This window comes from Edwardsiella anguillarum ET080813 (genome assembly GCF_000264765.2).
Lineage (GTDB): Bacteria > Pseudomonadota > Gammaproteobacteria > Enterobacterales > Enterobacteriaceae > Edwardsiella > Edwardsiella anguillarum.
The window spans coordinates 3,470,272-3,488,713 of sequence record NZ_CP006664.1; the positions used below are offsets into that span (position 1 = coordinate 3,470,272).

17 protein-coding genes are annotated in these 18,442 nt (G+C 60.9%); 12 read left to right on the forward strand and 5 right to left on the reverse strand.

What is annotated here, in order from left to right:
- The first annotated feature begins 23 nt into the window (after positions 1-23).
- On the forward strand, positions 24-824 hold the full coding sequence (locus tag ETEE_RS15610; RefSeq protein ID WP_034165192.1) for a sulfite exporter TauE/SafE family protein: 801 nt from the start codon (positions 24-26) through the stop codon (positions 822-824).
- Positions 825-904: 80 nt separating this feature from the next.
- Here the strand turns inward: ETEE_RS15610 and pyk are convergent, their stop codons facing one another.
- Entirely contained in the window at positions 905-2,347 is a 1,443-nt protein-coding gene (gene pyk / locus ETEE_RS15615) for a pyruvate kinase (protein ID WP_034165193.1), read from the reverse strand.
- A gap of 188 nt (positions 2,348-2,535) precedes the next feature.
- Positions 2,536-3,405, reverse strand: coding sequence for a MurR/RpiR family transcriptional regulator (locus ETEE_RS15620; RefSeq protein ID WP_034165194.1), 870 nt, complete (start codon positions 3,403-3,405; stop codon positions 2,536-2,538).
- A 352-nt stretch (positions 3,406-3,757) separates the two neighbouring features.
- On the opposite strand from ETEE_RS15620, the gene zwf reads away from it, so the two are divergent.
- From zwf to mdtI, 6 genes are all read left to right on the forward strand, one after another.
- Positions 3,758-5,230: a glucose-6-phosphate dehydrogenase gene (zwf, locus tag ETEE_RS15625; protein ID WP_034165195.1), complete on the forward strand. Its 1,473-nt coding sequence runs from the start codon at positions 3,758-3,760 to the stop codon at positions 5,228-5,230.
- A 54-nt stretch (positions 5,231-5,284) separates the two neighbouring features.
- Positions 5,285-5,980, forward strand: a complete 696-nt coding sequence (gene pgl / locus ETEE_RS15630; RefSeq protein ID WP_034165196.1) for a 6-phosphogluconolactonase — start codon at positions 5,285-5,287, stop codon at positions 5,978-5,980.
- Positions 5,981-5,987: 7 nt separating this feature from the next.
- A complete protein-coding gene (gene edd, locus ETEE_RS15635) occupies positions 5,988-7,808 on the forward strand; it encodes a phosphogluconate dehydratase (protein WP_034165197.1) in 1,821 nt (606 codons plus the stop codon).
- 134 nt (positions 7,809-7,942) lie between these two features.
- The gene (locus ETEE_RS15640; protein ID WP_034165198.1) at positions 7,943-8,584 is read left to right on the forward strand and encodes a bifunctional 4-hydroxy-2-oxoglutarate aldolase/2-dehydro-3-deoxy-phosphogluconate aldolase; all 642 of its coding nucleotides are present in this window, start codon (positions 7,943-7,945) and stop codon (positions 8,582-8,584) included.
- 609 nt (positions 8,585-9,193) lie between these two features.
- Positions 9,194-9,577 (forward strand): multidrug/spermidine efflux SMR transporter subunit MdtJ, encoded by a 384-nt coding sequence (gene mdtJ / locus ETEE_RS15645; protein ID WP_034165199.1) that lies wholly within the window; start codon positions 9,194-9,196, stop codon positions 9,575-9,577.
- Positions 9,564-9,893 (forward strand): multidrug/spermidine efflux SMR transporter subunit MdtI, encoded by a 330-nt coding sequence (gene mdtI / locus ETEE_RS15650; RefSeq protein WP_034165200.1) that lies wholly within the window; start codon positions 9,564-9,566, stop codon positions 9,891-9,893. Before mdtJ ends, mdtI begins: the two co-directional genes overlap by 14 nt.
- Positions 9,894-9,927: 34 nt before the next feature.
- On the opposite strand, the gene ETEE_RS15655 is transcribed toward mdtI, so the two are convergent.
- Positions 9,928-10,272 (reverse strand): RidA family protein, encoded by a 345-nt coding sequence (locus ETEE_RS15655; RefSeq protein ID WP_012848308.1) that lies wholly within the window; start codon positions 10,270-10,272, stop codon positions 9,928-9,930.
- Positions 10,273-10,439: 167 nt separating this feature from the next.
- Between ETEE_RS15655 and ETEE_RS15660 the strand changes: the two genes are divergently transcribed.
- The 5 genes from ETEE_RS15660 to rnd all read left to right on the forward strand — a co-directional run bounded on the left by ETEE_RS15660 (position 10,440) and on the right by rnd (position 17,100).
- On the forward strand, positions 10,440-12,380 hold the full coding sequence (locus tag ETEE_RS15660; protein ID WP_034165224.1) for a DNA repair helicase YoaA: 1,941 nt from the start codon (positions 10,440-10,442) through the stop codon (positions 12,378-12,380).
- Between the two features lie 73 nt (positions 12,381-12,453).
- The gene (tsaB, locus tag ETEE_RS15665) at positions 12,454-13,155 is read left to right on the forward strand and encodes a tRNA (adenosine(37)-N6)-threonylcarbamoyltransferase complex dimerization subunit type 1 TsaB (RefSeq protein ID WP_034165201.1); all 702 of its coding nucleotides are present in this window, start codon (positions 12,454-12,456) and stop codon (positions 13,153-13,155) included.
- Between the two features lie 106 nt (positions 13,156-13,261).
- Positions 13,262-13,864 (forward strand): Slp family lipoprotein, encoded by a 603-nt coding sequence (locus ETEE_RS15670; protein WP_034165202.1) that lies wholly within the window; start codon positions 13,262-13,264, stop codon positions 13,862-13,864.
- 304 nt (positions 13,865-14,168) lie between these two features.
- Positions 14,169-15,848 (forward strand): long-chain-fatty-acid--CoA ligase FadD, encoded by a 1,680-nt coding sequence (gene fadD, locus ETEE_RS15675; RefSeq protein ID WP_034165203.1) that lies wholly within the window; start codon positions 14,169-14,171, stop codon positions 15,846-15,848.
- 136 nt (positions 15,849-15,984) lie between these two features.
- Positions 15,985-17,100 carry a ribonuclease D gene (gene rnd / locus ETEE_RS15680; RefSeq protein ID WP_034165204.1) on the forward strand — a complete coding sequence of 372 codons (1,116 nt, stop codon included), beginning with the start codon at positions 15,985-15,987 and terminating at the stop codon, positions 17,098-17,100.
- Positions 17,101-17,332: 232 nt separating this feature from the next.
- On the opposite strand, the gene minE is transcribed toward rnd, so the two are convergent.
- Both minE and minD read right to left on the reverse strand, forming a co-directional pair.
- The gene (gene minE, locus ETEE_RS15685; protein ID WP_034165205.1) at positions 17,333-17,602 is read right to left on the reverse strand and encodes a cell division topological specificity factor MinE; all 270 of its coding nucleotides are present in this window, start codon (positions 17,600-17,602) and stop codon (positions 17,333-17,335) included.
- 3 nt (positions 17,603-17,605) lie between these two features.
- A complete protein-coding gene (gene minD, locus ETEE_RS15690; protein WP_034165206.1) occupies positions 17,606-18,418 on the reverse strand; it encodes a septum site-determining protein MinD in 813 nt (270 codons plus the stop codon).
- Positions 18,419-18,442 lie beyond the last annotated feature (24 nt).

An 18,442-nucleotide genomic window follows, 5' to 3' on the forward strand; every position in this document is an offset into this window, starting at 1 on the left:
GCCGTGTGATTGAAGGGAAGAGAATGAGTCTTGGGGTTCTTGCGCTGCTCTGCGTGTGTGGGGCGGCGACCAGTTTGCTTTCCGCGCTGTTTGGACTGGGAGGCGGCATCGTCCTGGTGCCGGTGCTGCACGTCCTGTTTCCCCACTGTGAGGTGCAGCTGCTGGCGGCCACCTCCCTAAGCGTGGTCATGCTGGCGGCATTTATCAACGTGCTGGCGTTTTGGCGTCAGCAGGCCCGCCCCGATGCTCGCCTGCTGATCTGGTGGGCACTGGGCGTCAGCGCCGGCATGCAGCTAGGGGTACACATCAGCTTCCTGCTGCCGGGGAAAGCGATTCTGCTGATCTTTGCCGCCATTCTGCTGCTGATGGCGCTGCGTAACCTGCGCCGTCCACGCCCGGTCGCCGCGTCGGCGATGTCGCCCCGCTGTACGCGCAACCGTGGGATGGGGCTCTGCTTCGCAGGGGGAACCGTGGCCGGGATCACAGGGCTGGGCGGGGGCTCGGTGCTGGCGCCGCTTCTTTCCCTGTTACCCGCCATACCGCGCCGGCAGGTGGCGGTCTACTGCAACTGGCTGCTGCTGCTGGGCAGCGCGGTAACGGTGACGACCTATCTGCTGCGCACCCCGCCGGCGGGCGCACTCTTGCCCGGCGCCGGGCAGTTTGGCTATGTCAATCTGAGCGTGGTGCTGCCGGTGTTTAGCTGTGCGCTGCTGACGCAGCCGCTGGCGATGCGCCTGCGCCGTCAGATGAGCGAGGCGCGGCAGCGCCAGGCGTTTTCGGCGGTGCTATCGGGCATGGCGCTGTTTATTGTGCTGACGCTGTAGGGCGTCGCGCGGCGAGGTCAGGATGACGGCAGGATGAAAAAAGCGGGGGCGCTAGGCGCCCCCGCTGCGTATGCAGCCGATTACTCTACGCGCAGGGTGCGGCAGGTATTGGTGCTGCCGATGGTGTCCATCTGATCGCCCTGTGTGACGATCACCAGATCGCCGGAGACCAGGAAGCCTTTATCCCGCAGCAGGTTGGCCGCCGCCTGGGCCGCGGCCACGCCGTCGGTGTGGCTGTCAAAGTGCACCGGCGTGACGCCGCGGTACAGGGCTGTCAGGTTCAGGGTGCGCTCATGGCGGGACATGGCGAAGATCGGCAGACCGGAGCTGATCCGAGACATCATCAGCGCGGTGCGCCCGGACTCCGTCATCGCAATGATGGCCGTTACCCCCTTGAGGTGGTTGGCGGCGTACATGGCGGACATGGCGACCGCTTCTTCCGTATTGTCGAACTGGGCATCGAGGCGGTGCTTGGAGATATTGATGCTGGGGATCTTCTCTGCGCCCAGGCAGACGCGCGCCATGGCGGCCACGGTTTCGGCCGGGTACTGGCCTGCGGCGGTTTCGGCAGACAGCATCACGGCATCGGTACCGTCCAGTACGGCGTTGGCCACGTCCATGACCTCCGCGCGGGTCGGCATCGGATTGGTGATCATGGATTCCATCATCTGGGTCGCGGTGATCACGACGCGGTTCAGCTTGCGGGCGCGGCGGATCAGCTTTTTCTGGATCCCCACCAGCTCCGGATCGCCGATTTCAACCCCCAGATCGCCACGGGCGACCATCACGACGTCGGCGGCCAGGATCACATCATCCATCGCTTCGTCGCTGGCGACGGCCTCGGCGCGCTCGACCTTAGCGACGATCTTGGCTTCGCAGCCGGCATCGCGCGCCAGACGACGGGCATAGTTGAGATCTTCTCCGCAGCGCGGGAAGGAGACGGCCAGATAGTCGACGCCAATCTTGGCGGCGGTCAGGATATCGGCCTTGTCCTTTTCCGTCAGGGCATCGGCGGAGAGCCCGCCGCCCAGCTTGTTGATCCCTTTGTTGTTGGACAGCGGGCCGCCCACGGTGACCTCGGTGAACACCTTATCTTCCTGTACGGAGATCACCTTCAACTGAACTCGGCCATCGTCGAGCAGCAGGATATCGCCCGGCACCACATCTTCCGGCAGCCGCTTATAGTCGATGCCAACCTTCTCTTTATCGCCTTCTCCCTTGTCCAGCGAGGCATCCAGCAGGAATTTATCCCCAACGTTGAGGAAAACCTTACCTTCCTTAAAGGTGGATACCCGGATTTTAGGACCCTGCAGGTCCCCGAGAATGGCGACATGACGACCGAGTTTGGCGGCAATTTCACGGACTTTATTGGCGCGCAGCAGATGATCTTCCGGCGTGCCGTGTGAAAAGTTAAGACGCATCACGTTGGCGCCGGCGGAGATAATCTTTTCCAGATTATTGTCGCGATCGGTAGCCGGGCCAAGCGTGGTAACGATTTTGGTTCTTCTGAGCCGTCTGGACATGCATAACTCCATTGACATGTGAAGCATTGGTATTGCCAATACAACGGTGGGCAAATGCACCGGCCCAAGGCCGCCGCGGTTACCCGGATAGCCCCACTGGCAGCGGCGCCGGCGGGAGGGACACCGGTTGGCTAAACTGCAGGCGACCGGCGTGTATTATTCAGTCTGTTGGCGAGGAGGCCGCCCCCTTACTCAAAGTGCGCGGGCAGGGCGAGACCTTTATCAAAGCGCGATTCCTTCAAGGCTTCCTTGACCCGCTTCAAGTTATCTCGGAATTTCGCTCCGCGGCGCAGGGTAAAGCCGGTTGCCAGCGCATCCACCAGGGTCAGCTGTGCCAGGCGTGAGACCATTGGCATATAGACATCGGTGTCCTCCGGCACATCCAGCAGCAGGGCCAGGGAGGCCTCCAGGGCCAGCGGTGTGTCGCGTGAGGTGATGGCGATCACCGTCGCATCGTTCTCCCGCGCCAGATGCGCCATTTCCACCAGGCTTTTGGTGCGCCCGGTGTGGGAGATCAGCACCACCACGTCGCCCTCATTGGAGTTCATGCAGCTCATGCGCTGCATGACGATGTCGTCAAAGTAGACCACTGGGATATTGAAACGGAAAAATTTGTTCATGGCATCATGCGCCACGGCGGCGGAGGCGCCCAGCCCGAAGAAGGAGATTTTCTTCGCCTGGGTCAGCAGATCGACCGCGCGGTTGATGGTGGCCATATCCAGATGGTTTTTGGCCATCTCAAGGCCCGCCATCGCCGACTCGAAGATCTTGCTGGTATAGGCGTCGACGCTGTCGCTCTCTTCAACGTTGCGGTTGACGTAGGGGGTACCGTTGGCAAGGCTCTGTGCCAGATGCAGTTTAAAATCTGGAAACCCTTTTGTTTCCAGCCGGCGGCAGAAACGGTTTACCGTAGGTTCGCTGACGTCGGCCATCTTGGCCAGGGTGGCGATACTGGAATGGATGGCGGTCTGCGGCGCCGCGAGGATCACCTCGGCGACTTTGCGTTCGGATTTACTCAGCTGATCCAGACTCGCCTGGATTTTTTCCAGCGTATTCATAGGAGAGGGCCACTCATGGGGTTGGGCGATTTCATCTAGAGGAGAAATCTATGAACGTTTGTTGAAAATATACAACGACAGATAACGGCTTTGCAGCCCATCAGAGGCGTATTTGCGGCTTTTTTTGTAATGTATGAGCTGTGTCTAACTTTCGGCATGGTAATTTTTCTACAAATTTGGTAGAAAATTACATGAAGAGACGGTCGCACGGTGCAATGGCACGCTAGCGCTACGCCTTTACGCACTAACTGTGTATGAAAGGGCAACGAAAAAGTCGTTTTTCTCGCTACAATCAGGGTCATCAGAACGATTCTGTAAAAAAATTACAAGTAACCTGCACGAGGAGAGAGATATGGCGGTAACGTCAACGGCACAGGCTTGCGACCTGATTATTTTTGGCGCCAAGGGCGATCTGGCCCGGCGCAAACTGCTGCCTTCCCTGTATCAGCTGGAAAAGGCCGGCCACATTCACCCCGAGACGCGCATTATCGGCGTCGGACGCGCCGAGTGGGATGCCACGGCTTACCGTAAGGTGGTTCGGGAGGCGCTGGATACCTTTTTGAAAGAGCCGCTGGACGATGCGCTGTGGCAGCGTCTGAGCGACCGCCTCGACTTTTGCAACCTGGACGTCAACGATACTGAGCAGTTCCAGCGTCTGGCGGAGAGGGTGGCGCCGCAGCAGCGGGTGACTATTAACTATTTTGCCATGCCGCCAAGCACCTTTGGCGCGATTTGCCAGGGGCTGGGGCATGCGGGGATGAACCTTCAGCCCAGCCGTATCGTCATGGAGAAGCCGCTGGGGACCGATCTGGCCTCATCGCGAGCGATCAACGATCAGGTGGCGCGCTATTTTGATGAGAACCAGGTGTACCGTATCGACCACTACCTGGGTAAGGAGACGGTGCTGAATCTACTGGCGCTGCGCTTTGCCAACGCGCTGTTTGCCAATAACTGGGATAATAGCATGATCGACCACGTGCAGATCACCGTGGCGGAAGAGGTCGGTATCGAAGGGCGCTGGGGATATTTCGATCAGGCCGGGCAGATGCGTGACATGGTGCAGAACCACCTGCTGCAGATCCTGACCATGATCGCCATGGATCCGCCGGCGGACCTCTCCACCGACCGTATTCGTGATGAAAAGGTCAAGGTGCTGCGTTCCCTGCGCCGAATCAACCACGGCAACGTGCGTGAGACGACGGTGCGCGGCCAGTACACCGCCGGTTTCGTGCAGGGAAAGAAGGTGCCGGGATACCTGGAGGAGGAGGGGGCGAACAAGTGCAGCAATACAGAAACCTTTATCGCCATTCGCGTCGATATCGACAACTGGCGCTGGGCCGGGGTGCCGTTTTACCTGCGTACCGGTAAGCGCCTGCCGAGCAAGTGTTCTGAGGTGGTTATCTATTTCAAAAACCCGCCGCTGAACCTGTTCAGCGACTCCTATCAGGCGCTGCCGCAGAATAAGCTAACCATTCGTCTGCAGCCGGACGAAGGGGTACAGATCGATATCCTGAATAAGGTGCCGGGGCTGGAGCATAAACACCGCCTGCAGACCACCAAGCTGGATCTGAGCTTCTCCGATACCTTCCACCAGGAGCATCTGGCGGACGCCTATGAGCGCCTGCTGCTGGAGGCGATGCGCGGCATTCAGGCGCTGTTTGTCCGCCGCGATGAGGTGGAGGAGGCCTGGAAGTGGGTCGACTCCATCATGACGGCCTGGGCCGACGACAACGACGCGCCGAAGCCTTATCAGGCGGGTACCTGGGGGCCGGTGTCATCGGTGGCGCTGATCACCCGTGACGGGCGTTGCTGGAACGAATTCTGAGCGGACTGCGCGGGGCGCAGGTCGCACCGGGCAGCGCGAGAGGAGCAGAGATAAATGGCACACCTTATCGAATTTGACAGCGCGGACGCGCTGAACACCCACCTGGCGCAGGCTATCGCCGAGCGTCTGCGCCAGGGGATCGCCGCCCGCGGGCAGGCTAGCCTGGTGGTATCCGGTGGACGCACCCCGCTGGGTCTGTTTGCGGTGCTGCGTGAGCAGGTGCTCGAGTGGTCACGGGTCTGGGTGACCCTGGCGGACGAACGCTGGGTCGGGACGGACGATGACGCCAGCAACGAGCAGCTGGTACGGGCGAACCTGTTACAGGGGCCGGCGGCGGCGGCGCACTTTATTGGCCTGAAGAACGACGCGGCGACCCCCTTTGACGGTGCAAAAGCCGCAGAGGCGGCGCTGGCGGTAATGGCGCGCCCCTTTGACGCGCTGATCCTGGGTATGGGGGACGACGGCCATACCGCATCACTTTTCCCCGGGGCAGAGAATCTGCTCCCGGCTCTCGCGATGGACTCCGGACGCGTGTGTATGGGGATGACCCCGCTCACGGCGCCGCTCGATCGCATCACCCTCACACTCCCGGCCCTGCTGGACAGCCGTCATATTTACCTGCACCTGGTGGGCAACGCCAAACGCAGGGTATATGAGCAGGCCGCCGGCGGAGCGGAGGTGAATGAGATGCCGATCCGCGCCGTGCTCCAGCAGAGCATGACGCCGGTCGACGTCTACTGGACGGCATGAGGCTGTAATGAATCCAATCGTAGAACGTGTTACCCAACGCATTATTGAACGCTCCCGCGCTACCCGCGCGGCATATCTGGCCAAGATTGAGCGGGCACGCAGCACTCGCGTGCAGCGCGCCCAGCTGGCGTGTGGCAACCTGGCGCACGGCTTTGCCGCCTGCACTCAGCAGGATAAGGCCTCGCTGAAGAGCATGACCAAAAGTGATATCGCGATTATCACTTCGTATAACGATATGCTTTCCGCCCACCAGCCCTATGAAAGCTATCCGGCGCAGATTAAGCAGGCGCTGCATCAGGTCGGGGCTGTCGGTCAGGTAGCCGGCGGCGTGCCGGCGATGTGCGACGGGGTGACTCAGGGTCAGGACGGCATGGAGCTGTCGCTGATGAGTCGCGAAGTGATAGCCATGTCCGCCGCGGTCGGGCTATCGCATAACATGTTCGACGGTGCGCTGTACCTGGGCGTCTGTGACAAGATCGTGCCGGGGCTGTTTATGGCGGCGATGTCCTTTGGCCACCTGCCGACCCTGTTCGTACCGGCCGGGCCGATGGCCAGCGGTCTGCCGAACAAGGAGAAGGTGCGCATCCGTCAGCTGTTTGCTGAGGGCAAGGCCGGGCGTGAGGCCCTGCTGGAGTCGGAGGCCGCCTCCTATCATGCGCCGGGCACCTGTACCTTCTATGGCACGGCTAACTCCAACCAGATGGTGATGGAGGTGATGGGGATGCAGCTGCCGGGCGCCTCCTTCGTTCAGCCGGACTGCGCGCTACGTCATGCGCTGACCGACGCGGCGGCGCGTCAGGTGACGCGGATGACCGAGAGCAGCGGTAGCTATCTGCCGATCGGGCGAATGGTGGATGAAAAGGTCGTGGTCAACGGTATTGTCGCCCTGCTGGCGACCGGTGGCTCCACCAACCTGACTATGCACCTGGTGGCGATGGCGCGCGCCGCGGGCATCCTGATCAACTGGGATGACTTCTCCGAGCTGTCAGAGGCGGTGCCGCTGCTGTGCCGCATCTACCCCAACGGCCCGGCCGATATCAACCACTTCCAGGCGGCCGGCGGCGTGGCGCTGTTGGTGCGCGAGCTGCTGAAGGGCGGGCTGCTGCATGACGACGTCGATACTGTGGCGGGTCACGGCCTGCGCCGTTACACCCAGGAGCCGTTCCTGGAGAACGGGCAGCTGGTGTACCGCGAAGGCGCCGAGTGCTCCTACGATACGGCGGTGATCGCCAGCGTTGAGGCGCCGTTCGCCCATCACGGAGGGACTCAAGTGCTGTCCGGTAACCTGGGGCGCGCGGTGATGAAGACCTCGGCGGTACCGGAAGAGAACCAGATTATTGAAGCGCCGGCGGTGGTGTTTAACAGTCAGCATGACGTGCTGCCGGCCTTTGAGGCGGGCGCGCTGGATCGCAACTGCGTGGTGGTCGTGCGCTATCAGGGACCGCGGGCCATCGGGATGCCGGAGCTGCACAAGCTGATGCCGCCGCTGGGTGTGCTGATGGATCGCGGGCTGAAGGTGGCGCTGGTAACGGATGGCCGGCTCTCCGGCGCCTCGGGTAAAGTGCCGTCGGCGATTCATGTGACGCCGGAGGCCTGTGCCGGTGGCCTGCTGGCCAAGGTGTGCAACGGTGACATGATCCGGGTCGATGGGCGCAGCGGCGAGCTGACTCTACTGGTGGATGAGGCGGAGCTGGCGGCGCGCGATGCATTCCAGCCGGATCTCTCCGCGCTGCACGACGGCTGTGGCCGCGAGCTGTTCAACGCGCTACGCGAACAACTGTCCGGCGCCGAAGAGGGCGCCAGCTGCATCCCGTTTTACCATTCCTGATAGGCGAGGCGGCGCAGACCGCCTCAATAGCTGTGATCGATCCCGGGCGCAGGCCCAGGCGTCAGACCGGCAGGGAATGCCGGGGCTCGGGGTCACTTATTAATCCGCCGTAAGGCATCTGGAGAGAAGCGACAATGAACAACTGGAAAGTGAGTGCGGAATCCATTCTGACAACAGGCCCGGTCGTACCGGTTATCGTCATCAACACGCTGGAGCAGGCTGTGCCGCTGGCCAAGGCACTGGTTGCCGGTGGGGTGCGGGTACTGGAAGTGACCCTGCGCACCGACTGTGCGCTAGAGGCTATCCGCCTGATTGCCCAGGAGGTGCCAGAGGCCATCGTCGGCGCCGGTACCGTGACCAATGCGGAGCAGCTGCGCCAGGTGACCGAGGCCGGCGCCCAGTTCGCCATCAGCCCGGGACTGACCGTGGGGCTGCTGCAAGCCGCCGTGGCCGGCAGCATTCCGCTGATCCCGGGTATCAGCACCGTTTCTGAGCTGATGCAGGGAATGGACTACGGTCTGAAAGAGTTTAAATTCTTCCCTGCGGAGGCCAACGGCGGCGTGAAAGCGCTGCAGGCCATCGCCGGGCCGTTCTCCCATATCCGCTTCTGCCCGACCGGCGGTATTTCACCGAGCAACTACCGTAGCTATCTGGCGCTGAAGAGCGTGCTGTGCATCGGCGGCTCCTGGCTTATCCCGGCGGACGCCTTGGAGAGCGGGGACTATGCGCGGATCACCGCGTTGGCGAAAGAGGCGGTTGCTGGCGCTCAGGCGTAACTTTTTGCGCGCTGCATGGTTAGTCATCGCGCGAGCGGGGTTAGTCAGCCGTTGGCGCGCCGCCTGCTCACGGGGCGTGCGCCTAATGCGTTGACCCGGCAGGAGAACAAGGTCGCCATTTTAGGGCGGCCTTGTTTTTTTATGGATGATAACTTATTTATTTTCAGTGATTTTATTTAAAGAAAGTAGTAAAAGGCGGTTTGCTATAAAAAATAGCCTGTGCTACAACTAATATATCAATTAATAACCGGAGGACACTGCGCAAACCGTACGCCCAGATTCAGGTACGGGGGAAGAGGGTAAACCACTATGAAAACGCATAATCGTTTAATGATTAAAACCTCTGCATATCTGTTATTCATTTCCTCCACGATTGCCAGTGAGTATCACTGGTGCAGTGAGCTATAGCGTCTTTTTCTCCAGAAATGTCCCACGGGATGCGCTCAGTACGCCCGCGCTGGCGGTGTCATCGCACGCTTTCCACGCTACGTAAACGGCGCCGCGCGTTGGCGATGGATTCTTATATCTAACGCGTTGTTAATCCAGTGGTCGGCGCAGTGGAATAAAACCAAACGCCAATAAATAAAATTAAATAATTGGAGAAATAATATGATTTACTGGATTTTCCTGGCATGTGCCATCGTGGCCGAAATTATTGGCACCCTTTCGATGAAATGGGCCAACGTCAGCGGGACGATGAGCGGCAATGTCGTCATGCTGCTGATGGTGACCCTCTCTTATATTCTATTGGCCTTTGCGGTGAAGCGGGTCGCGCTGGGGGTGGCCTATGCCCTGTGGGAGGGGATTGGCATCCTGTTTATTACGCTGTTCAGCGTACTGTGGTTTGACGAGCCGATATCCGCGCTCAAGCTGAGCGGCCTGGGGTTGCTGGTGGGGGGGATCATCCTGCTGAAGTCCGGTACGGTGAAACAGAGACGCTCACCCTCCAGTTCGGTGACGGGGTCGACGGGGAGGAAACATGTCGTCGCTTGAATGGGTATACGGCGCCTGGCTAGCGCTGGCCGTGGCGCTGGAGATCGCGGCCAATATTCTGCTCAAATGGTCTGACGGTTTTCGCCGCCTGCTGCCGGGCGTACTGTCGCTGCTGGCCGTGCTGGCCGCCTTTGGCGCGTTGAGTCAGGCGGTAAAGGGGATTGAGCTGTCCGTCGCCTACGCCCTGTGGGGTGGCTTTGGCATTATGGCGACGATCGCGGCGGGCTGGGTGCTGTTTGGTCAGCGGCTAAACAGCAAGGGGTGGTGCGGACTGCTGCTGCTGCTGGCCGGTATGGCGGTGATTAAGCTGGCCTGAATTCCGGAGAACGGCCCGCTCGCGGGCCGTTTGCTCAGCGGGCGGCGACGATCTTGATCTCTACCCGATACTGCGGGTGCATCAGCTTGGCCTGCACGGTACAGCGCACCGGCGCTTTACCAGGAACGACCCAGGCGTCCCAGGCGGCATTCATGGCCGCAAAGTCCGCACCGTCTGCCAGGAAAATGGTGGCATCAAGAATCCGGGTCTTATCGCTACCCAGCTGGCTGAGCAGCATGTCGATGGCGGCCAGCGCATTGGCGGTCTGCGCCGTCGCGTCGGCATCCAGGTTTTCCGGCACGCTGGTAAAGTAGATGGTGTCGTTGAAGACGGTGGCATCAGACCAGCGCTGCTCCGGATTGATACGTTCGATAGACATAAATCTCGCCCTTAATAAGTGGTGGTGTCTGCGGCGACAGTATACTCAAAAGCGTCGAGACTGTATCCCCCGCGCTCCCCGCGCCCTGTGCGATATGCGCAGGAGGATGGAGCTTGCGCCGCGGAGTTGGCATAATCCCCCCTTTACCCCTCTAGATGAGAGATGCCGTGGCCGATGATTTTGCCCCCGACGGGCTATTAACCCAGAGTATTCCCGGCTTCACCCCCCGGGAGGCCCAGCGTCAGATGGCGCAGGCGATCAGCGCGGTGATTGAGGCGCGAGGATCGTTGGTGGTGGAGGCCGGTACCGGCACCGGCAAGACCTTTGCCTATCTGGTGCCGGCGCTGCGCTGCGGCCATAAGGTGATCATTTCGACCGGCTCTAAGGCGCTGCAGGATCAGCTGTATAACCGCGATCTGCCGCTGATGAAGCGGGTGCTGAACTTTCAGGGGGCGACCGCGTTGCTGAAAGGGCGGGCCAACTACCTGTGCCCGGAGCGCTTGGAACAGCAGTCGTTGGCCGGTGGCGATATCGCCCCGGCGCTGCTGGCGGAGCTGATGCGGGTGCGCAGCTGGTCGTCGCAGACCGAGGATGGTGATATCAGCCACTGCCACGGGGTGGCTGAAGACAGCGCCGTCTGGCCGCTGGTGACCAGCAATAACGACAACTGCCTGGGCGGGGACTGCCCCCATTATAAAGCGTGCTACGTGGTTAAAGCGCGCCGCCGCGCCATGGATGCCCAGGTCGTGGTGGTGAACCACCATCTGTTTTTGGCCGATCTGGTGGTCAAAGAGGGGGGCTTTGGCGAGCTGATCCCGGAGGCCGAGGTGACCATTTTTGATGAGGCGCACCAGGTCCCAGACATCGCCAGTCAATATTTTGGCCAGCAGCTTTCCAGCCGCCAGCTGCTGGATCTGGCGCGCGACATGATCATGGCGTACCGCACCGAGCTGCGAGACGTCGCCCAGTTGCAGAAAAGCGCCGATCTGCTGACCCAGCGCAGCCTCGATCTGCGTATCGTGCTGGGCGATCCCGGCTTTCGCGGCAACCTGCGCGATATTCTGGCGCAGGCCGAGGTGCGCCGCTCCCTGGTGCTGGTGGACGATGCGTTAGAGCTGTGCTATGACGTGATGAAGATGTCGCTGGGCCGCTCGGCGCTGCTCGATGCCGCCTTTGAGCGCGCCACGCTGTACCGCAACCGCCTGAAGCGCCTTTCCGACGTTATGCAGCCCGGCTACTCATACTGGTATGAGTGTACGCCGCGTCACTTCGTGTTGGCGCTGACGCCGCTGACGGTGGCGGAGAAATTCAGTGAGCTGATGTGCAGTAAGCCCGGTGCCTGGATTTTTACCTCGGCAACGCTGGCGGTGGAGGATGACGTCTCGCACTTCAGCGCGCGTTTGGGGCTGACGGCGGCGCAGAGCCTGCTGCTGCCTAGTCCCTTCGACTACGCCCACCAGGCGCTGCTGTGCGTGCCGCGCTTCCTGCCGCCCCCCAATCAGCGCGGTGCCGCCGCGCAGTTAGCGCAGATGCTGACGCCGCTGATCGAGGCCAATAATGGCCGCTGTTTCTTTCTGTGTACCTCACACGCCATGATGCGCGGGCTGGCGCAGGTCTTTCGCGCCAGCCTCACGTTGCCGGTGCTGGTGCAGGGAGAGAGCGGAAAGTCCCGGCTGCTGGCCGACTTCATTGCCGCCGGCAACGCGCTGCTGGTGGCGACCGGCAGCTTCTGGGAGGGCGTGGACGTGCGCGGCGATACCCTGAGCTGCGTGATTATCGACAAGCTGCCCTTTACCGCGCCGGACGATCCGCTGCTCAAGGCCCGGATGGAGGATTGCCGTCTGCGCGGGGGCGATCCCTTTACCCAGGTGCAGTTGCCCGATGCGGTGATCACCCTGAAGCAGGGGGTAGGGCGTTTAATCCGCGACAGCCGCGATCGCGGAGCCATCATTATCTGCGACAGCCGTCTGGTGATGCGCCCCTATGGCGAGGTGTTCCTGCGCAGCCTGCCGCCTGCGCCGCGCACCCGCGATCTGGCGCGGGTCATCGACTTTCTCCGCGCCGCGCCAAGCGCGGCGTCGGCAGAGGGAGAGGGAGAGGCGAATTGAGAAACACAGGGTTAAGGGGCTGTGTTATTATTCTGCCCATTGATAATTCATTTCTTTTCTTGCCGAGGTTGGCATGCCCACGCGAATTTTAGCGATTGATACCGCAACGGAAGCCTGTTCCGTTGCCCTGTGGAATAACGGTGAGTCTCTGGCGCTGTTTGAGATCTGTCCACGTGAACACACCCAGCGTATCCTGCCGATGGTGCAGCAGATCCTGGCCGAGGCGGGGGTGACGCTGGCCGAGCTGGATGCGCTGGCCTTTGGCCGCGGGCCGGGCAGCTTTACCGGCGTGCGTATCGGCGTGGGGATCGCCCAGGGGCTGGCGCTGGGCGCCGGGCTGCCGATGATCGGTGTCTCCACGCTGGCGACGATGGCGCAGGGCGCCTGGCGCTGTACGGCGGAGAGCCGGGTCGTGAGCGCGATCGATGCGCGGATGGGCGAGGTTTATTGGGGGGAGTACTGTCGCGATAGCGCCGGCGTCTGGCACGGCGGCGCCAGCGAGGCGGTGCTTAACCCACAGCAGGCGGGCGCCCGTTTGGCCGCGCTGCAGGGAGAGTGGGCGACGGTCGGTACCGGCTGGCAGACCTATCCCGACCTGGCGCAGGACGTGGGCCTTACGCTGCGCGACGGGCAAATGCTGCTGCCTCATGCCGAAGATATGCTGCCGCTGGCGCTGCACGCCTGGCAGGCAGGGGAGACGGTGGCGGTGGAGCAGGCGCAGCCGATCTATCTGCGCAATGAGGTGACCTGGAAGAAATTGCCGGGGCGCGGCTAGCCGCGCCCCGGGGAACCCGGCGCTGAACGGCGGGTCAAAGAGAGTAGGTGCCGCCAACGGCGGACATATCGCGCCGTCGCCTTGGGTACGGCATAAGGGGAGCGTAATGATGCGGATAAAGATGAAGTGCATCGCCGGGGCAGCCGCTGCGCTGCTGCTGGCCGGGTGTGTGAGCGTTCCGGCGTCCGTGCGTGGCACCTCGCCGACGCCGCAGCAGAACTTTGCGGCGGTGCATAATGCGCCGGATTTATACGTCGGCCAGGAGTCCCGCTTCGGCGGCACGGTGGTCAGCGTCACCAACAAAAAAGAGGCTAGCTACCTGGAGATCGCCGTGATGCCGCTGGACAGCGGCGCCCGACCGATTCTGGGGCAGCCGGTGCTGGGGCGCATTCTGGCCAAAAGCCGCGTCTTTCTCGACCCGATCAACTTTAATCACCAGCTGGTGACGGTGGTCGGACCGCTGACCGGCAGCGTAGAGGGAAAGATCGGCCAGACGCCCTATAATTTTGTCACCATGGATATCGGCGGCTATCAGCGTTGGCAGGTCGATCAGCAGGTAATTATGCCGCCGCAGCCGATCGGCCCCGGCCCCTGGGGCTATGATCCCTATTGGCGCCGCCCTTACTGGGGGCCGGGCTTCGGCCCGGGCTGGGGCTGGTATGCTCCGATGCCGGCACGGATTGAAAACGTCGTGGTGCCGCAGCCTTAGCGGCGCGTAGATTGCGCAAAGCCTGCGCGTTTGCGCGTTAAAAGCGGACAAAGTCGGGGACGGCGGGCAGATTTTGGTGTCATTGGCGCCCGTCAGGTATAAAATAACACGCTGCCTGCCGTCCGCGCGCTGCGTGTGGATGCGCCGGCTGCGAACAAAGAAACCCCGCCCTGCGGGGTTATTTGTTTTTTAATGCCAGGAGGGCATATTCGACAGCGCTATCGCCCGTTCGATACGCGTGGCACCGCCCGCGCGGGGCGATATTCGTACCCCTCATACAGATAAGAAACACGGGAGAAGCGCCTTGGAAAAGGTTTGGCTTAAACGCTATCCGGTAGATGTGCCGGCGGAAATCAATCCGGATCATTACGCCTCGCTGGTGGACATGTTTGAACACGCGGTAGCACGCTACGCGGATCAGCCTGCGTTCATCAATATGGGACAGGTAATGACCTTCCGCAAACTGGAGGAGCGCAGCCGCGCCTTTGCCGCCTACCTGCAAAACGGTCTTGGGCTGCAGAAAGGCGATCGCGTCGCGCTGATGATGCCTAACCTGCTGCAGTATCCGATCGCGCTGTTCGGCATCCTGCGCGCCGGGATGGTGGCGGTTAACGTCAACCCGCTGTATACCCCGCGCGAGCTGGAACACCAGCTGAATGACAGCGGCGCCAGCGCGATTGTCATCGTCTCCAACTTTGCCCATACCCTGGAAAAGGTGGTGTTCTCGACCCAGGTTCGCCACGTGATCCTGACGCGGATGGGCGATCAGCTGCCGGCGGCGAAGGGCACGCTGGTTAACTTTGTGGTCAAGTACATCAAGCGTCTGGTGCCTAAATATAATCTGCCGGACGCGATCTCGTTCCGCCGTGCGCTGCAGCGCGGGCGCCGCATGCAGTACGTTAAGCCGGATATCGTCAACGATGATTTGGCCTTTCTGCAATATACCGGCGGTACGACCGGCGTCGCCAAGGGGGCGATGCTGACCCACCGCAATATGCAGGCGAATCTGGAGCAGGCCAAGGCGGCGTATAGCCCGCTGCTGAAGGTGGGCCATGAAATGGTGGTTACGGCGCTGCCGCTCTACCACGTTTTTGCCCTGACGGTAAACTGCCTGCTGTTTATTGAGCTGGGCGGCCGCAATCTGCTGATCACCAATCCGCGCGATATTCCAGGCATGGTGCGCGAGCTGAGTCGCTATCCGTTCACGGCGTTGACCGGGGTGAATACGCTGTTTAACGCACTGCTGCACAATGAAGACTTCCGCGAGCTGGACTTCTCATCGCTGCGGCTGTCGGTGGGCGGCGGGATGCCGGTGCAACAGGCGGTAGCCGAACGCTGGGAACAGCTGACCGGTCACCATTTACTGGAGGGCTACGGGCTGACCGAGTGTTCGCCGCTGGTGGCGGGGAATCCCTACGATCTGAAGCGCTACAGCGGTAGCATCGGGTTGCCGGTACCGTCGACGGATGTCCGTTTGGTGGATGACGAAGGCCGTGAGGTCACGCAGGGGGAGGCGGGAGAGCTGCAGGTGCGCGGCCCACAGGTTATGCGTGGCTACTGGCAGCGTCCAGAGGCAACGGAAGAGATCATGCGTGACGGTTGGCTGGCCACCGGCGATGTCTGTACCATGGATGAGCAGGGCTTTTTACGCATCGTCGATCGCAAGAAGGATATGATCCTGGTCTCCGGATTTAACGTGTATCCCAATGAGATTGAAGAGGTGGTAGCGCTGCATCCCAAGGTGTTGGAGTGCGCGGCCATCGGTGTTCCCAGCGAAAGCTCGGGAGAGATGGTCAAGGTGTGCGTGGTGAAGCGCGACCCTAGCCTGACCCGCGATGAGCTGGTAAGCCACTGTCGCCGTCACCTGACCGGCTATAAGGTGCCGAAGCAGGTGGTGTTTTATACGGAGCTGCCCAAGAGCAACGTGGGTAAGATTTTACGCCGGACGCTGCGCGAAGCACGGGCGGCAGATGACAAACGGTAGCCTCGACGCGTACCCTGTCTCTGGTTGTTGATAGCGGGGCGCCGGCGTAGCCGTCGGCGCACTGTTTTTTTTGGGCGGGGTGATGCGAGACCGCCCGTTCACGTCTTGCTGCGGCAGGCGTTTTAATGAGATTATAATGCTAAAGTATCAGTTAATTACCTCCAGCAGCGCGCTGAAAGAGGTCTGTGAACGCGCCAGCGCCTGCCCGTATATCGCGCTGGATACGGAGTTTGTCCGCACCCGTACCTACTATCCCCAGCTGGGGCTGGTGCAGCTGTATGACGGTGAGACGCTGTCGCTCATCGATCCGCTGCCGATCTCCGACTGGCAGCCGTTTGTCGATCTGCTGCGTAACCCGCAGGTCGTCAAACTGCTGCACGCCGGCAGCGAAGATCTGGAGGTCTTCCTGCATGATTTCCAGACTCTGCCTCAGCCGCTGATCGACACGCAGATCCTGGCCGCTTTTACCGGCCGCCCGCTCTCCAGCGGCTTTGCCGCCATGGTCAGCGCCTACCAGCAGGTCGATCTGGACAAGAGCGAGTCGCGCACCGACTGGCTGGCCCGTCCGCTCAGTGAGCGTCAGTGTGACTATGCCGCGGCAGACGTCTATTACCTGTTGCCGATGGCGCATAAGCTGCTGGCCGAGGTTGAGGCCTGCGGCTGGCTGCCGGCGGCGCTCGACGAATGTCAGGCCCTGTGCCGCCGCCGCGCCGAGACGGTGGAGCCGGCGCTGGCCTACCGGGAGATGACCAATGCCTGGCAGCTGCGTCCGCGTCAGCTGGCCTGTTTGCAACTGCTGGGTGAGTGGCGCCTGAATCAGGCCCGCACTCGCGATATGGCGGTGAACTTCGTGGTGCGTGAGGAGAGCCTGTGGCTGGTGGCGCGCTACATGCCGGGCTCGATGGCCGAGCTGAGCGAAATCGGCGTCAGCGGGCCGGAGATCCGTTATCACGGTAAGGCGCTGCTGGAGATCGTCGAGCGTGCCGCCGCGCTGGAGGAGGCGCAGCTGCCGCCCGCCGTCGAGCGTCTGATCGACCATCCGGGCTACAAGCAGGCGTTTAAGCATATTAAGACGCTGGTGCAGCAGGTGGCGGAGCAGCGGGGACTGACGGCGGAGCTGCTGGCGTCTCGGCGCCAGATCAATCAGCTGCTGAGCGTGCAGTGGCAGCTGAAGACGGAGCAGCCAGAGCTGCTGAGCGGCTGGCGCGGCCAGCTGTTGGCCGATGGGCTGAATGGCGTACTGAAAAAATAGCGTGCGCCGGCGCTAAATAATAAAGGCAGCCTTAGCGCTGCCTTTATTGTATTGGTGAGCTGGGGTGTAGGATAAAACAAAATTTATTCATTTTATCGAACGGATAATCTGCGCCGTAGCATAATAATCAGATTATTCTGTAAGTACGTCGTCATAATAAACAGACGATTGTCATTTATCTGTTTATTTATACAGTTGTCCCCTTAATAAATAAGGGAACAGCGCCTATTGCTCATTTCGCTGCTTCTTCGTTTTCCGGCAATGTGACATTAAGCTCCAGAACCGAAATATCATCCCCTTTCTGTTCCAACTGTACGCTGACCATTTCCGGATCGATCTGTACATATTTACAGATAACCGCCAGCAGGTCGCGCTTCAATTGAGGAAGATAGTGGGGCTCACTGTCTCCCCGGCGCCGCTCCGCGACGATGATCTGCAGCCGTTCCTTGGCGATATTGGCTGTCGTTTTTTTGCGCGACAGAAAAAAATCAAGTAATGCCATGTCTTATCCCCCGAACAGGCGTTTCAGGAAGCCTTTTTTCTCTTCTTCAACAAAACGGAACTGACGCTCTTCGCCCATCAGGCGCTCGACCGTATCACGATAGGCCAGACCCGCATCGGACTCATTGTCCAGGATCACCGGCTCGCCCTGGTTGGAGGCGCGCAGAACCGACGGGCTTTCCGGGATCACGCCGACCAGCGGAATGCGCAGGATTTCCAGCACGTCCTCCATGCTCAGCATGTCGCCGCGGCTGACCCGGCCCGGATTGTAGCGCGTCAGCAGCAGGTGCTCCTTGATCGGATCGTCACCGTTTTCGGCCCGGCGAGACTTGGAGGAGAGGATTCCCAGGATACGGTCAGAGTCGCGTACCGAGGAGACCTCCGGGTTGGTGGTGATGATCGCCTCATCGGCGAAGTAGAGCGCCATTAGCGCCCCGGTTTCGATACCGGCCGGTGAGTCGCAGATAATGAAGTCAAAGCCCATCTCCTGCAGAGCGTCGAGCACTTTCTCTACCCCTTCACGGGTCAGCGCGTCTTTATCGCGGGTCTGAGAGGCGGGCAGGATGAATAGGTTCTCGGTGCGCTTGTCTTTGATCAGCGCCTGATTTAGGGTCGCATCACCCTGGATGACATTGACAAAGTCATACACGACGCGGCGTTCACAGCCCATGATCAGGTCAAGGTTACGTAGGCCAATGTCAAAGTCGATAACAACGGTTTTTTTGCCTTTCTGTGCCAGTCCGGTTGCGATGGCCGCGCTTGATGTAGTCTTGCCAACGCCCCCTTTACCCGATGTAACAACAATAATGCGTGCCATGAAAATATCCTTTTTGAAGAAGGG